15 protein-coding genes, 1 other RNA gene and 1 pseudogene are annotated in these 14,936 nt (G+C 38.1%); 8 read left to right on the forward strand and 9 right to left on the reverse strand.

What is annotated here, in order from left to right; all coding sequences use genetic code 11:
• The first annotated feature begins 235 nt into the window (after nt 1-235).
• From EPL02_RS01325 to ssrS, 4 genes are all read left to right on the forward strand, one after another.
• The gene (locus EPL02_RS01325; RefSeq protein ID WP_094909869.1) at nt 236-730 is read left to right on the forward strand and encodes an RNA polymerase sigma factor; all 495 of its coding nucleotides are present in this window, start codon (nt 236-238) and stop codon (nt 728-730) included.
• On the forward strand, nt 727-1,887 hold the full coding sequence (locus EPL02_RS01330; protein WP_131886838.1) for an anti sigma factor C-terminal domain-containing protein: 1,161 nt from the start codon (nt 727-729) through the stop codon (nt 1,885-1,887). The genes EPL02_RS01325 and EPL02_RS01330 overlap by 4 nt, the downstream gene beginning before the upstream one ends.
• Nucleotides 1,888-1,957: 70 nt before the next feature.
• Complete coding sequence (locus EPL02_RS01335) at nt 1,958-2,581, forward strand: hypothetical protein (RefSeq protein ID WP_256993240.1); 624 nt, start codon at nt 1,958-1,960, stop codon at nt 2,579-2,581.
• Nucleotides 2,582-2,691: 110 nt separating this feature from the next.
• Nucleotides 2,692-2,869: non-coding RNA, 6S RNA (ssrS, locus tag EPL02_RS01340), on the forward strand.
• A gap of 204 nt (nt 2,870-3,073) precedes the next feature.
• On the opposite strand, the gene EPL02_RS01345 is transcribed toward ssrS, so the two are convergent.
• Nucleotides 3,074-3,568: a hypothetical protein gene (locus EPL02_RS01345; RefSeq protein WP_094909867.1), complete on the reverse strand. Its 495-nt coding sequence runs from the start codon at nt 3,566-3,568 to the stop codon at nt 3,074-3,076.
• A 262-nt stretch (nt 3,569-3,830) separates the two neighbouring features.
• Here EPL02_RS01345 and EPL02_RS01350 point away from each other — a divergent pair, with 262 nt between their 5' ends.
• Complete coding sequence (locus EPL02_RS01350; protein ID WP_094909866.1) at nt 3,831-4,259, forward strand: pyridoxamine 5'-phosphate oxidase family protein; 429 nt, start codon at nt 3,831-3,833, stop codon at nt 4,257-4,259.
• Nucleotides 4,260-4,295: 36 nt separating this feature from the next.
• On the opposite strand, the gene thiE is transcribed toward EPL02_RS01350, so the two are convergent.
• The 5 genes and pseudogenes from thiE to murQ form a co-directional block, all read right to left on the reverse strand.
• Nucleotides 4,296-4,928 carry a thiamine phosphate synthase gene (gene thiE / locus EPL02_RS01355; protein WP_256993239.1) on the reverse strand — a complete coding sequence of 211 codons (633 nt, stop codon included), beginning with the start codon at nt 4,926-4,928 and terminating at the stop codon, nt 4,296-4,298.
• Nucleotides 4,929-4,945: 17 nt separating this feature from the next.
• On the reverse strand, nt 4,946-5,758 hold the full coding sequence (gene thiM / locus EPL02_RS01360; protein ID WP_131886839.1) for a hydroxyethylthiazole kinase: 813 nt from the start codon (nt 5,756-5,758) through the stop codon (nt 4,946-4,948).
• Nucleotides 5,759-6,097: 339 nt separating this feature from the next.
• Entirely contained in the window at nt 6,098-6,637 is a 540-nt protein-coding gene (locus EPL02_RS21065) for a PTS sugar transporter subunit IIA (protein ID WP_256993269.1), read from the reverse strand.
• Nucleotides 6,635-8,041 (reverse strand): annotated as a pseudogene (locus EPL02_RS01365) (PTS transporter subunit EIIC); the annotation flags it as partial. The gene EPL02_RS21065 and the pseudogene EPL02_RS01365, both read right to left, overlap by 3 nt.
• A 32-nt stretch (nt 8,042-8,073) precedes the next feature.
• On the reverse strand, nt 8,074-8,964 hold the full coding sequence (gene murQ, locus EPL02_RS01370; protein WP_131886841.1) for an N-acetylmuramic acid 6-phosphate etherase: 891 nt from the start codon (nt 8,962-8,964) through the stop codon (nt 8,074-8,076).
• A gap of 220 nt (nt 8,965-9,184) precedes the next feature.
• Between murQ and EPL02_RS01375 the strand changes: the two genes are divergently transcribed.
• The 3 genes from EPL02_RS01375 (at nt 9,185) to EPL02_RS01385 (ending at nt 11,856) form a co-directional block, all read left to right on the forward strand.
• Nucleotides 9,185-9,679 (forward strand): hypothetical protein, encoded by a 495-nt coding sequence (locus EPL02_RS01375; protein ID WP_131886842.1) that lies wholly within the window; start codon nt 9,185-9,187, stop codon nt 9,677-9,679.
• A 165-nt stretch (nt 9,680-9,844) separates the two neighbouring features.
• Nucleotides 9,845-11,233, forward strand: a complete 1,389-nt coding sequence (locus tag EPL02_RS01380) for an MFS transporter (RefSeq protein WP_131886843.1) — start codon at nt 9,845-9,847, stop codon at nt 11,231-11,233.
• 26 nt (nt 11,234-11,259) lie between these two features.
• Nucleotides 11,260-11,856: a DNA-3-methyladenine glycosylase gene (locus EPL02_RS01385; RefSeq protein WP_094909860.1), complete on the forward strand. Its 597-nt coding sequence runs from the start codon at nt 11,260-11,262 to the stop codon at nt 11,854-11,856.
• 32 nt (nt 11,857-11,888) lie between these two features.
• Here the strand turns inward: EPL02_RS01385 and EPL02_RS01390 are convergent, their stop codons facing one another.
• The 3 genes from EPL02_RS01390 to EPL02_RS01400 are packed head-to-tail and all read right to left on the reverse strand — an operon-like array spanning nt 11,889 to nt 14,918.
• A complete protein-coding gene (locus EPL02_RS01390; protein ID WP_094909859.1) occupies nt 11,889-12,857 on the reverse strand; it encodes a sugar phosphate isomerase/epimerase family protein in 969 nt (322 codons plus the stop codon).
• A gap of 17 nt (nt 12,858-12,874) precedes the next feature.
• Nucleotides 12,875-13,879 carry a Gfo/Idh/MocA family protein gene (locus EPL02_RS01395; RefSeq protein WP_131886844.1) on the reverse strand — a complete coding sequence of 335 codons (1,005 nt, stop codon included), beginning with the start codon at nt 13,877-13,879 and terminating at the stop codon, nt 12,875-12,877.
• 13 nt (nt 13,880-13,892) lie between these two features.
• The gene (locus EPL02_RS01400; protein ID WP_131886845.1) at nt 13,893-14,918 is read right to left on the reverse strand and encodes a Gfo/Idh/MocA family protein; all 1,026 of its coding nucleotides are present in this window, start codon (nt 14,916-14,918) and stop codon (nt 13,893-13,895) included.
• Nucleotides 14,919-14,936 lie beyond the last annotated feature (18 nt).

Genomic DNA, 14,936 nt, shown 5'->3' on the forward strand with positions numbered 1-14,936 from the left:
ATACCTTCTGAGTCTTATCATACCATTTTCTTGCCATTCCGAACACCAATTAAACCTTAGTTTTTAAAAAAAATGACATTTACCAAGGAATTTTGTCGAATTTCATCGCATTTTCTCTTCTATATGGTATGCTAACATTTATGTTTTATACGCTTAGAAAACAGTTATATTTTCCTATATTATAATTAGAAACTTTTGACGAACATTTCCGTTAGTTAAAGGAAAGGGGGAGAAAATGGCACCTAAGCATCATTTCGAAGAAATTTATGAACAGCATATGCACGACCTTTTCCGCTATCTTCTCTCTCTTACGCGGCGGAAAGAAGCTGCAGAAGACCTTATGCAAGAAACGTTTTATCGCGTATTACTACATTTAGAAACATATAGCGGTGAAGAAGTAAAACCTTGGTTGTTCAAAATTGCTTATCACGCATTTATTGATTGGTATCGAAAAGAAAAAAAGCGGCCAACTGTTGAACTGGAGGAATGGCATTTTTCACCACAGCCAAGCGCTGAAGATAAAGTGTTTATACAAGACGAAATTAATACGTGGCTTTTAGAAGTATCCACTCTTCCAGAGCCCAAAAGAAACATTGTACTACTTCGTGATTATCACGGTTTTACATATGAAGAAATTGCTGAGATGACTGGCTTTACTCTAGCAAAAGTGAAAATGGATCTTTATAGAGGACGTCAGCAATTAAAGAAAAGAAAGGAAGAGAACGTATGAGCTGTCAAAACATGCAGCACCAATGGAAAAAATACAAAGACGGAACTTTGACAGATGCAGAAATAGAAGAGCTCGAACGTCATACTGAAGAGTGTGATGAATGTATGAATTATCTTCAAAATCTGCTTGATGAAGAAGAAATACAGCCAGTCACTGCTTCCTCTACGTTTGATCACGAAAAAGCAAAACGCTCAATGATAAGAGCGAAATGGAGGCAACGCTTTACTAATGTATTGACTGTGCTAAGTGCTATTACCTTACTCTGGTTAGGAGGCAGCTTTTTATCAGTTATTTATTATTCTTTCACTCATAAAAGTGAATATTTACGAACCGTTGATAAAGCAGCAATCGAATCTGCTTTACCAAACGTATACGTCCAAAACTCAAAAACCGAAGCAAAGCCTTTTTTCCGCTTACAAAACGAATACACGCTGTATAAAGAAGTTGGCCATGAACAAAAGAGTGTCGGACAATATACGTTTCACCACCTATTTGAACGAGTTACAAACGTCGACAAAAACTTTTTAAACGATCATTATAATATGAAGTTATCGTTTGCTTATCCAGAGCGAGTAAAACAAGAAAAAGATCCTTCTTTCTATCAAGATTGGTCAAATGAGACATGGGGAGCACTTGATCAACTTCCAGAAGGCACAGTTAGTGAAGTTGCGCTTTCTTTTGATCAAGCCTATACCATGGAAGAAATTGAAGAAAAACTTAGCTCTACACTTTCTAGCGACATCTCACCCGTCTGGTATGCCTTAGACACTGGTTATGAAACAAAAGGAAGCGATACAAGCAATCCACTTGTAGATTTAACCTCTTCTTTTGGATTCCCATCAATGCTAGAGTTACCGTATTATGAAGAAAAAGAAACCTTTACAGATGAAGAACGCGTCGTGCAGATGCTAAAGGTGCTTGCTGATAACGAGCGGACGGTTCAACAAATTAGATGGATGAACCCAGATGATCTTCAGTTAATGAATCGATACAAATTTGTAAAAAAGAACGGTGTTAGAATATACGGCATTGTCTTAACAGGACCAACAAAAGAACTGCTAAAACTAAAGAACGAACCGTCGATCACCTATTCTTCTTTAGGAGAAGTAGAATTATGGAACTGGTTTACTCGTCCCACTCAAGGTACCTTGCATTAAAGCATGAGAACATTACGTTTTCGTGCTTTTCTTTTTACATGCTATGATAAAACGAAAAGGAGTGAGAATTTTGAAGTATTTATCTATGTGGACTTTCCTTATTATTTATGCATGGCTATTAGCACCCGGCAGTAAAGGAAAAAACGACCTCATCATGATAAAGCTAATCTCTGGGCAGTTCACAACGGTGGAGCCACTCGTCGTTATGATTTTTTCATGTTTAGGACTATTCCCTCTTTTATTTGCATCACTAATTATGCCAAACGATTCGTTTAAACTTCCAGGCTGGCCTTTTTCACTGCTCTCCTTTGGATTAGGAGCTTTCGCACTTTTACCTTACTTTGCACTAAAGGGCGAAAAATCAACTATGAATCGCGGGTTTAGCTCTCTAAATAAATGGTTAACTTCACGCACTTTCTTACTGTTTTTGTTGACCATGACTCTTGTTCTTTATTTGTATGGCTTTACAACAGGCTCATTTTCAGGCTATATAGAAGCTTTCAAGCGTTCTCAACTAGTTAGCGTGATGACGATTGATTTCTTTGCCCTTACTTGGTTAACCTATATTCTTTTTAAAGGTCATCGTTACCGATTCGTATGTGTCCTGCCTATCTTAGGGCCCCTCATTTTACTTTTAACGATAAATAACGAAAAAAGCAATACACCTTTAAATACATTTTTTAGCATTAAATAATTATGTTGCATTTCTACAGATATTGCTTTATAATCATCTCTTGTACACATGATTGCGATTGTGTAAAATTCCTAACACACACCATGTATACCTTTTACCAAGGTATACCTACATACCTGCGCTGTGCGTATACTCATGTTGTCTTAAACCTTTGAGTGTTAAAAGGGAGTTCAAAATTCAGTTGCGGATAGCATGCCCTTTTTGGGACGCTAAAACCGATTGTGCGAACACCCACCTAGTTGATCTGGGTATTTAAGACACTTCGGGTTACGGCAGTGCGGGCTTTTTACTTCACTATAGTTTACATAATGATATTATTGTCTATTCAAAAATTCGTAGTAAAGCCTAAAAACATAAAAACGAACAAAAGAGTAGTAAATCATTACGGTTTTCTACTCTTTTTTGTCGACGCCATATAAACTTATTAGACACGTAAAATAAGTATTTTCACTGCCGCTGTATTTTCCCTCAATCAAGAAAATACTTTTAAACTCAATTGTGCTGGTTCAGTGATTCTTTAGATGAATTCTTTTTTGGCTCTAAAGCATCATCTATAAACATTTGATAGAGATAGTTGACTACTGCCATTCCCATACACATTAGAAAAAGATTAAAACGGGAGAGCGTGCCCATTTTATATACGCGAAGCTTTTCACCAAGTGTCGTAAGTGGGTATGCAAACATGTAGTCAAATACAGCATTCAGCAACATATAAGGAATAAACTTTCCGTAGGTTAATCTAAACACCCAAAAGTTCGCAATGAAAAATCCTCCAAATACAAATGAAATATCACTAGAAAGTCTAGGTACAAGTGGCTTTCGTACTCTCCACCATTTAAAACTTTTGGCAAGCTCACTTAGTAAGGAAATGGCTAATGAACTAAACGTAATAACCGGTAAATATCTTTTGAAGGTTTGTTTATCTGTTTTAAATAGCGTTAACCATGGCAGTACTAACAGTGCTAAGTTATATAATCTTGCTATCATTTTTAATTCTCCTTTGATGTATCTATTCCCCCTGCTAAATCCATATACAGACTATTTTGTTCTTATAACGATTTGTTATTCGTTGATAAAAAAGAAACAAATTGCTTATAGTTAAATTGCAATTCTAACCTTGTTTAACTGTCTAAAATCGGCTAGATTATGCCCAACTAGTGGAAAGGTTAGTATTCTTACTCCAATGTTTAGGTTTTTTTGAGCGGTGGTATACCTTAAGTAAGACGATAAACTTAAGGAGCTGATTCAAATGAATAAGCAAGAAATGATAGACAAGTTATCGAACTTACTAGATGAAAATCGAGTGGGCACATTAGCAACCGTTGTGAATCAAAAGCCTAATTCTCGCTACATGACGTTTTTCAAAAAAGATGGTGACATTACCTTGTACACCCCGACAAGCATAGCTACGCATAAAGCTGATGAAATTGAGGAAAACGGCAACGTGCATATTTTGCTTGGCTATAGCGGCGAAGGATACGGAGACAATTATGTAGAAGTATCTGGGATTGCTAAAATTAATGATAGTCAAGAGCTAAAGAACCGCTTTTGGAATGACCATATGTCAAAGTGGTTTAATGGACCTGATGACCCTAACTACGTTTTACTTGAAATTACGCCTGCTCATATCAAATTGATGAATGAAGGAAAAGATACACCAATTTCTATAAGCTTATAGTCTAGATAGAAAATGCCTCCTGTGGGAGGCATTTTTTTATTGTATCGCTCGAAGCAACTGTTCTGCCGCTTTCTTAGGTGAACTTGCTAAGCTAATCGCTGTAATAATAGATACTCCGTCAGCACCAGCTTGAATGACTTTCGGAGCATTTTCGGCTGTTATACCCCCAATTCCTACAATGGGGAAATCAATCTTCTCTTGACGAGCTTGCTGAATTAAGTTTGTGCCTTGAACAGCTTTTGTATCTGTTTTTGTAGTGGTTGGAAAGACAGGCCCCATTCCCACATAATCCGCTTTATCTTTAATTGCCTGCTGTAGTTCTTCAATCGAATGAACTGATACACCAATTAGTTGATGAGGAGCTTTTTCTTTCACAATATATGCCTTTTCATCCTCTTGACCAATATGAATACCATCAGCCTCTAATTTAATTGCTAAATCAACATCATCGTTTACAATAAAAGGTATCTCATGCTGTTTACAGATTTGCTGAAGATCATAAGCAAGCTGATACTTTTCTTTCCCTTGCAGAGCTCCGTCTCCTTTTTCACGAAACTGAAACATGGTAATCCCACCAGCAATCGCTTCCCTTAATACAACTCTAGGATCTTCCTTACAATTATTACTCCCCATAATAAAATAAACCTTTAAACAATCTTTAATATTCACCTTTTGTTAGCTCCCTTCTACTGCTGTTCAATTCGTGCCCCTTGTTTTACTTGCTCTGGCTGAACATGATATAAGGCATCTAAAAAAGCTGCCTGAAAACTTCCTGGCCCTTCACCTGCTGCTTTATCAGCTGCAAGTTCAGCTGCAACTTCATATGCACATAATGCTTCAATAACCGCTTCAACTATTCTTTTCTTTTCAACTGCAACAAAAGCACCAATAACGGATGTTAATAAACAACCTGTTCCTGTTACGTTTGCAAGCATTGAATGCCCATTTGTGATAATATAAGCTGAGTCTCCATTACTAACCACATCTTGTACACCCGTTACAACAACAATTGTTTCCAACTGCTTTGCAGCCGTTTTAGCTAATGTAAGGATATCCCCTTCTTCAGATGCTGCATCTACACCTTTTATCGCCCAGCTTTCTCCTACAACATTAGCAATTTCAGCAGCATTCCCACGAATCACTGATATATTTACTTTATTCAATAATTCTCTTGCTTTAGCTGTGCGAAACGGCGTTGCACCCGCTCCCACCGGATCAAATACAACCGGAACGTCTGCCTCATTGGCTGCTTTTCCTGCAATTATCATCGCTTCAACTTCAGCACTTGTTAACGTTCCCATATTAAGTACGAGTGCTCCAGCGATTTTTGCCATATCTGCAACCTCTTCTTTTGCGTAAGCCATTACGGGCGATGCACCTAAAGCGAGTAAACCGTTCGCTGTAAAATTTGTTACAACAACGTTCGTCATATTATGTACTAGAGGCTTCTCTTGTCTCACCTGAGATAATAAATGGCCTATTTCTTTTTGCTTTGTCATTTTTCCGTCCTCCTACCTTTCGATATAAAAAAAGCACCCTGCATGAACGCAAGGTGCTTTTTACAATCTACTTACATTCCCTACGCTGGCATTATCCAACAGGTTCAAATGGTCTATGATGGTTTCCTAATCATACTCTCAGCCTGCATCCGCAAGCTCCCCATTTTATTAAGCTATAGTAAAAGTCTACTATATAAGTAGGTTTTGATGCAACAGTAAAGCTTCTTCTCATTGTTTGCTTAAAATGCACTTAAATCACAATAATTATCTCGACATAACTTATTAAAGTCAGAGAAGCTTTAAATGTTACCTATGAACTAGCGATGTACTTTAATAATCTTATAGTGTGAAAACCTTATCGGTTCCTTGATTATAAAAGCCCTGCTTATTGATTTTTACTGTTTGCTCTTTAGGTAAATTTGTGAAAATGATTGGCGTTACAATCGACTTGGCATTTTCTTTAATATAGTCCAAATCTAACTTAAGAAGAGGCGTACCTCGTTTAACACTTTGTCCCTCTTCTACTAAGCAGGTAAAGCCTTGTCCCTTTAGAGCGACTGTTTCGACTCCAACGTGAATTAGTATTTCTAACCCCTCATCTGTTTTTAAGCCTAGGGCATGCTTTGTAGGGAAAATACTTACTACTTCTCCTTCAATAGGAGAGGTCAGCGTCTCATTAGTAGGAGTAATAGCGAAACCATCTCCCATCATTTTTGAAGAGAACACAGCATCTGGCACTTCCTCTAGGGGCATAACATAGCCATCAAAAGGAAGTTCGAACTCGCTTTCTAACGTTTTATTTTCTTTTGTATGAAGTTCAGTAGCAACTTCAACTTTATTATTGCTCTCAAGTTTTTCTTTGTTAGAATCTCCTAACATAGCATCCTTTGGTACACCGAATAAATAGGTACAGATGAACCCTCCAGCATAACCTGCAGCTAAACCAATAATATACTTCAACCATAAACTATTTGCAATTAGTGGAATTAGAGCTAAACCTGAGGGACCAATCGCAATGGACCCAACATTACCGAACATCCCAATGACAGCCCCGCCAATTCCTCCACCAATACAAGCTGTAATAAATGGTCGACCCAAAGGAAGAATAACTCCATAAATAAGTGGTTCACCAATACCTAAAATACCAACAGGAAGAGCGCCTTTAATAACTGTAGTAAGTGATTCATTTTTACGACAACGAACCCATAATGCTAAAGCTGCTCCTACTTGTCCAGCACCAGACATTGCAAGGATTGGCAGTAAGATGGTCATGCCAGCTGTATTTATCATCTCAATATGAATCGGAATTAATACTTGATGCAGACCTAACATTACTAATGGTAAAAATGCTACCCCTAATACAAAGCCTGCAAAGATGCCTCCACGTTCAAGCGTCCAATCTATTCCTCCAATTAAGTTACTAGAAATTAAGCCAGCAAACGGCATAATAAAGAAGATAGTTAGCAACCCAATAACGAGAAGTGCAATCGTAGGTGTGACAATGATATCTATTGCATCAGGAATAAATCGGCGTAAAAACTTTTCTAAAAAGGAAAGCAACCATACCGCAATTAAAACTCCAATTACACCGCCTTGACCAGCAGATAGCGGCTGATCAGTAAAGATATTTATAATAGGTAACTCTTCTGTGACTCCGGTTAAGAGAGTTATTCCACCAATAACTCCTCCTAAAGCCGGCGTTGCTCCAAATTCTTTTGCTGCGTTGATACCAACGTAGATAGCTAAATAGCTAAAAATTGCATTTTTTATTACATTTAAAATCGTCACATACTGCTGCCATGTGTCTTGATCAAGGTCTCCTGCCGTGATACTATTTGCTAAAATTGATGCAATTCCAGCTATTAAACCCGCACCAACGAAAGCCGGGATTAAAGGTATGAAAATGCTTCCAACTTTTCTTAAAAAATTTTTAAACGGGGTATTATTTTTCTTTTTCAGTTCCGATTTCATATCTGCACCTTTTGACGTTAAGTTCTCAGTCGAACTTCCTTGAGATGCAAGACCTTCGGAATCTTCTTGAATTACGATACCAAATTGTTCAGCAACTTTCGTAACCACTCCTGGCCCTAAGATAATTTGATACGTATCGTCATCAACAACCCCCACTACTCCTTTTACTTGTTTTATACTAGCTTCATTAATATTACTACGATTAACTGGCGTAACTCGAAGCCTTGTCATACAGTGTGTATAGTTAGCTATATTAGAACTACCTCCAAGAGCTTGAAGTAGTTCTTTAGCTATTTGATGATGTTTACTCATAGCTGTTCTTATCTCCTTTATAAATTCGCTACTTATTTAGCAATTGCTTGACGAACAAACCCTTTCGTAGTTTCTAAACGTTGTAGAGATTCTTCATATGAAAGTCCTGTTAAGATCATAACAATAGCAAGTTTAGAATTAGAATTTGTTTTTTCCAAGTATTCCTCTGCTGTCTCATACGTACATGAAGTCGCCTCCATTACGATACGTTTTGCACGCTCCACAAGCTTTTCATTAGTTAATTGTACATCTACCATTAAGTTCCCATAAACTTTTCCAACCCCTACCATAGAAGCTGTTGATAACATATTACAAATGAGCTTTTGTGCAGTTCCAGCTTTCAAGCGAGTAGAACCCGTTAATACCTCAGGACCTGCTACAACTTCAATGCTAATATCAGCTATTCTTCCGATGTCAGAACCTTTGTTACAACTAACTGCTACAGTTGGAGCTCCAATTGAACGAGCATACTCTAAAGCGCCAATAACATAAGGTGTTCGACCACTTGCAGCAATTCCTACCACGATGTCTCCGTTAGTCAGGCCAATGTTTTGCAAATCTTCTTTACCTAAGTCTTTGCTATCCTCTGCTCCTTCAACCGCTTTAATAAAAGCTTTCTCTCCACCAGCCATTAAGCCTAGCACTTCTTCAGGATTTGTACCAAAAGTAGGTGGACACTCTACAGCATCTAATAATCCAATTCGGCCGCTAGTTCCCGCACCTATATAAATAAGACGACCACCTTGTTTTTTTACTTCTATGATTGCTTCTACAGCTTTTGCAATGGAAGGAATTTCATCATTAACGGCTTTAGCCACTTTTTCATCTTCTTTATTCATTGTTGTTAGAAACTCTACAATAGACATTTCGTCTAAATTCATTGTTTTTTCATTACGAGCCTCAGTAGTTAAATTTTCTAGCATTTCTTCTCCTCCTAAACGATTCATTCTGTTAACGTTTACAGTATAAACAATAACTCATTTAAAATTTAATTTCAATAGTTTTTATAAAAATTGAAATTAAATTTTAAAATCCCTCATTACTTATGAAAATTCTTTCTACTTTCGCTACACGAGACAGTAAGAATATTGATACTGTGTCAAGCAGTACGTTCATACACTTAATAATGGAGGTGAAAGTTAAATGAAGAAAAAACTTTTGCTGCTGTTTACTCCACTGCTGTTGCTTTTATCAGCCTGCCTAAACGACCCCGTTCAAGACGATTTATTAAACTACTCAAACAATGAAATTCCCAAGGTCAGTAAAATAGAAATACAGGCGGTTGAAGCATATGACAGCGTATCTGGAGCTAACTACACAGATGATTTTACAATGTACAATACGCTTGTGGATGACGTGATTCCACAGTATCGTGAATTTATTGAAGAACTGGAAAAAATTGAAGTAGAAACAGATGAGCTACGAGCACTTCATGAAGATTACATTAAAGCTGCCAATACTCAGTATAATGCTTTTGCAAAGATTGTCAGTGCTCTTGAGAAACAAGACCCTGAATTAATTGTTGAAGCTAATGTAATGTTAGATGAAGCAAGAAAGGGAATGCGTCAATATGCAAGTGATATTAAAAAGCTTGCCAAAGAGCATAAAGTGACGTTTGAGAAGGAAGAAAAGCTTTAAAAGCGAAATAAAATCAGGTGCGTGCACCTGATTTTATTTCGTAACCCGAAAAAGATTGACAAACGTATCATAAAATTCTATATTTATATACCTGTAGACAAGTTTGAGAATTAATGACATATCATTAAACCTTGTTTAAATATGCTATTTTGTAAGGAGATAAAGATGACTACCACTACTATTACTACGAATGAAGAGAATGAAGAGCATTCAATCTTAGAACCAAAACCATTTAAAGAATCTGTTGTTATTCCTTTTTGGAGTTTGACAGTTATGCTTGTAGTAATGAACACTACAATGTTTAATGTTGCTCTTCCTAAAGTATCCACTGAATTTGCTTTAACATCTTCAACCTCTGCTTGGATTATTACTGGCTATTCTGTTGTTTTTGCGATTGCGACAATTACATATAGTCGACTATCCGACTTCGTTCCGATTAGACAGCTACTAACAACTGGCTTAACGCTTCTTGGAATTGCTTCAATTATCGGCTTTGTTTCGAACAACTTTACAATGTTGTTATTCGCTCGCGTTCTTCAAGCTGCCGGGGCAGCAGCAGTACCTGGACTAGCAATGATTTTAATCACGCGCTATATTCCAAAATCTAGACGTGGTAAATCAATGTCTATGATTTCTTCTGCTGCGTCGCTTGGATTTGGTCTTGGACCTGTTATTGGAGGAGCAGTGACCGAGTATATGGGCTGGAACTTTCTATTCATCGTTACAGGATTAGTTTTGATTTTCATCCCACTATTTCATAAAGTATTACCTGCTGAAGATAAAAAGAAAGTTTACTTTGATATTCTAGGTGGTATCCTAACAGCAGCAGGCGTGACTGGCTTTTTACTATTTTTAACTTCCTATTCGTTGGTACTACTAGCAGTCGGTATTGTAGCTATTATTTTATTAAGCATTCGTATCCGCAAGCATAACCATCCGTTTATTGAGCCCAAGCTTTTTCAAAGTAAAGGCTATTTACTATTAAATGGAATTGGGTTTGCAGCATACATGACTCATTTTGCTACTCTTTTTATTATGCCGTTATTATTGGTACAAGTTTTCCAAAAAAGCTCTGCTGAAATCGGCTTGCTAATTTTCCCAGGTGCCATTCTTTCAGCAGTTGCTTCTCGTTTTATTGGTAAAATTATTGATCAATTTGGAAACAACGTATTAATTCGATTTGGCCATCTGTTTTTATGTCTTGCCGCTATATTATTTACATTTTTTAGCACGGTGTCTCCAACAGCAATTCTGTTTGTTTATATGTTTATGAGCGTTGGCTTCACGTCTCTTACGTCTAGCGTAGCGAACGAAATTTCACGTGTTTTACCTTCAGATAGTGTTGGTACAGGAATGGGATTCTCACAACTTTCTCAGTTCGTTGGTGGAGCTACGGGCGTAGCCTTAACAGGAGTAGCAATCGTTTGGCAAAAAAGCTTACCAATTGAAGCAGCATTTCAGAATTTGTTCATCGGCATGACAGTATTAATCATCGTATCATTTATGTTATTTTTAGGATATAAACGTGTTGCGGTAGAAACACCTGAAGATTAACTTAGCATAAAGGAAGGGGATTATCTGTGGACGGTACATTAACACTTCAGCCTCTAGATGTTTCATTTTATAAACAACCAACACTATCTTTAGCAAAATCCCTGCTCGGTTGTTTACTTATTCACGAAACAACTGAGGGTACTACCTCTGGATTTATCGTTGAAACAGAAGCCTATATGGGGCCTGAAGACCGCGCTGCACATAGCTTTAATAACCGGCGAACAAAGCGGACGGAAGTGATGTTCGGTGCTCCCGGCAATGTATATACCTATGTGATGCACACCCACTGCCTTGTTAATATTGTCAGCGGCCCAGTTGATAAGCCAGAAGCTGTGTTAATTCGAGCAATCGAACCTTTTAGTGGAATTAATCTTATTCAAGAGCGTCGAAAGCATGCTCTGCCCAAAAATTGGACAAACGGACCTGGAAAGTTAACAAAAGCACTTGCGATTACAATGAATGCTTATGGACATGACATTACTAGTTCACCTCTTTACATCTCAAAAGGATTTACGCCTACATCTATTTCGTCAGGACCAAGGATTGGCATCGATAATTCTGGTGAAGCAAAAGATTACCCTTGGCGATTTTGGATTACGGATCATCCTTATGTATCCAAATAAAACAACGCACTTTTTAAAGTGCGTTGTTTTATTTATACCCACCACATTTGTGAAGGCTGCTCTTCAATTAAAATACTTTGAAGGTTTGTTACAGCACGATTAAACCCTTCGTTAATTGACATAATTGGGTCTTCATGCTCTATGCTTACAACATAATCATATCCATACGTACGTAAAGCGCTCATCATATCAGACCATTCTGTTAAGCTATGTCCACACCCTACTGAGCGGAATGTCCATGCGCGAGAGCGAACTTCACCATAAGGCTGCATATCTGTTAATCCATACATATTAATGTTTTCTTGATCCAAATACGTATCTTTTGCATGGAAGTGATGAATCGCATTTTCTTTAGCAAGAATTTTAATGGCTGCAACAGGATCAATCCCTTGCCACCACAAATGACTTGGGTCTAAGTTTGCACCAATTGCGTCGCATGTTGCTTCACGTAGCTTTAATAACGTATACGGTGTATGTACTAAAAACCCACCGTGAAGCTCCAAACCAATTTTCACATTGTGCTCTTGTGCATACGCGCCTACTTCTTTCCAATAAGGAATTAATTTTTCTTCCCACTGCCACTTTAAAACGTCACCATACTCATTTGGCCAAGGTGTAACCGGCCAGTTTGGATATTTTGCCCCATCATGATCACCTGCTGTTCCTGAAAAACAATTCACAACTGGGACATCTAGTAACGAAGCTAGTTTAATCGTTTTTAATAGCGTTTCATGAGATTCTTTTGCAAAATTAACCTCTGGTGAGATTGGGTTTCCATGGCAGCTGAATGCGCTAATCGTTAATCCACGATCCGTGATTTGATTTTTATACGCTTCTCGTGCAGCTTCATCCTCTAAAAGCTCATCCAACGGACAATGATTGTTTCCAGGATAGCCCCCTGTTCCAATTTCCACTGCATGAAGCCCAGCAGCTTTAACAGTATCCAGCATTTCTTCAAATGATTTATCCGCAAATAATACAGTAAATACCCCTAATTTCAACTTAGTCTCCTCCTCTTTTAGTTCTTACTACTATTATAAATAGCATCAATGATAGCTGATGTTTGAAGCGCTTCTTCCGGCTTTACGACAAGGTCTTCTTTACCTTTACAAGCATTAATAAAATTATTCGCTTGCAATAAGCTATAGTTTTCTTCCCCATCTATCCAAGCTGCTTGGCTGTTTAACAACATGCCATTTTTAGACGTATATAATTCAAACGGAAACACATTGATGCCTCCATTAACACCAGAAATGCTTACATGCTCTTCGTCGTCTGCTATATTAGCTGCCCAAGATGTCTCAAGTAACAACGATGCACCGTTATCAAACTTGATATAGGCTGTAACGTGGTCATCCACTTCAAACGTTTCGTGATTAAACGTCCCCCACTGATTTAGCTGGTTGGGTGACCGACTTAAGTCGTTATACGTAGATCCCACTACTTCTGTATGTTTTGGATTCCCCATTAGCCATACAGCTAAGTCAAGAAGGTGACAGCCGTAGTCGATTAAGCTTCCTCCACCTTGCAAGTCTTTATTAGTGAACACGCCCCATCCTGGTACTTTTCGACGCCTCATTGCTCTTACGCGGGCAACAAGCGGCTTCCCAACTTCATCCATGCTTTTTTTAGCAGCTTGTGCTTCCTTCATGAATCGATAATGATAAGCAATCGCTAGCACTTTATCTGCTTTCTTTGCTTCTTGAATCATTTGCTCGCATTCTGCTTTCGATAAAGCCATTGGCTTTTCACATAACACGTGGATACCAGCTTTTAACGCTTCTATTGCATATTCAGCATGGAATTTATTCGGTGTACAAATACAAACGGCATCGACTTCTGCAAACATGTCTTTGTAGTCAATAAATACATGTGGAATACCATGCTCATTTGCTACTTCCGTTGCGCGCTCAACATTAATATCACTCACGGCCACAATCTCACACTCATCCTGTAGCTGTTTAAATGCTGGAATGTGGCGGCCTACTGCAATACCGCCCACTCCAATAATTCCTACTTTCACAGCTATCACCTCATTACACTTGCTTAATTTGTTTTGTTTCACTAGACTCAAGAGCAGCTAAAATAACAGCTAATGACTTAAATCCTTCTTCGCCTGAAACCGGTGTTTCTGTATCATTAATAATTGCTTCCACAAATTTTTCAACAACATGAGAGTTGCTCTGACCACCATCATCATTTGATTGAATTTTCCCTAACTCGTACTTCACAACTTCTCCAGTTGCGTATTGAACTACTAATGAATGGTTTGGATCGTCTTCTAGGCGTAAAATTGCTTTTTCGCCATAAATGATTGTTGAATTATCTTCTTTGCTTGTGTACGCCCAACTTGCTGCTAGCGTACCCACAATACCGCTTTCTGTTTTTAATACACAAACCGCATTGTCATCTACATCGCCAAAATCTTTTGCAGTTGTTTCAACAAATGCACCAACTTCAACAATTTCTTCCCCTAAAATGTAGCGAAGCAAGTCAGTTTTATGAACACCTAAATCTCCCATCGCTCCAATAAATGCTTCTTCTTTTCTAAAGAACCAGCTGTCCTTACCGTCTACGCTCCACCCTTCTGGACCGCCGTGTCCGAAAGCTGTACGGAAGCTATAGATTCTTCCAACTTCACCGTTTTCAATTAATTGGCGCGCTTTTTGGTGAGATGCTACAAAACGTTGGTTATGAGCAATCATTAGCTTTTTGTCATTTGTTTTAGCTGCTTCTATCATCGCTTCAGCAGATTCTTTTGACGTTGCCATTGGCTTTTCACATAGAACATGTACCCCGCTGTTTAATGCTACAACGGAGATAGGAGCATGCAGGTAGTTCGGTGTACAAACGCTAACTGCATCCACTGTTCCGCTTGCTAATAGCTCTTCATAACTTGTATAAGCCTTTACGCCGTATTCACTTGCTACTTTATTGGCACGCTCTTCGTTAATATCACAAACGGCTACTAGCTCTACATGTTTGTTTATTTTATATTCTGGCAAATGACGATACTGAGCAATACTTCCACAACCGATAACTGCTACTTTTAATTTCTCCATTATTTTTCTCCCCTTTAG

The sequence above is a fragment of the Bacillus sp. CBEL-1 genome (genome assembly GCF_004348885.1).
In the GTDB taxonomy this organism is placed as follows: Bacteria; Bacillota; Bacilli; order Bacillales; family Bacillaceae_H; genus Priestia; species Priestia aryabhattai_A.

Coding starts and splice junctions, on each gene's coding strand:
- EPL02_RS01375 (WP_131886842.1), top strand. CDS start 9,185: ATGAAGAAAAAACTTTTGCTGCTGTTTACTCCACTGCTGTTGCTTTTA.
- EPL02_RS01325 (WP_094909869.1), top strand. CDS start 236: ATGGCACCTAAGCATCATTTCGAAGAAATTTATGAACAGCATATGCAC.
- EPL02_RS01345 (WP_094909867.1), bottom strand. CDS start 3,568: ATGATAGCAAGATTATATAACTTAGCACTGTTAGTACTGCCATGGTTA.
- EPL02_RS01400 (WP_131886845.1), bottom strand. CDS start 14,918: ATGGAGAAATTAAAAGTAGCAGTTATCGGTTGTGGAAGTATTGCTCAG.
- thiM (WP_131886839.1), bottom strand. CDS start 5,758: ATGACAAAGCAAAAAGAAATAGGCCATTTATTATCTCAGGTGAGACAA.
- EPL02_RS01350 (WP_094909866.1), top strand. CDS start 3,831: ATGAATAAGCAAGAAATGATAGACAAGTTATCGAACTTACTAGATGAA.
- EPL02_RS01380 (WP_131886843.1), top strand. CDS start 9,845: ATGACTACCACTACTATTACTACGAATGAAGAGAATGAAGAGCATTCA.
- EPL02_RS01330 (WP_131886838.1), top strand. CDS start 727: ATGAGCTGTCAAAACATGCAGCACCAATGGAAAAAATACAAAGACGGA.
- EPL02_RS21065 (WP_256993269.1), bottom strand. CDS start 6,637: ATGTTAGGAGATTCTAACAAAGAAAAACTTGAGAGCAATAATAAAGTT.
- murQ (WP_131886841.1), bottom strand. CDS start 8,964: ATGCTAGAAAATTTAACTACTGAGGCTCGTAATGAAAAAACAATGAAT.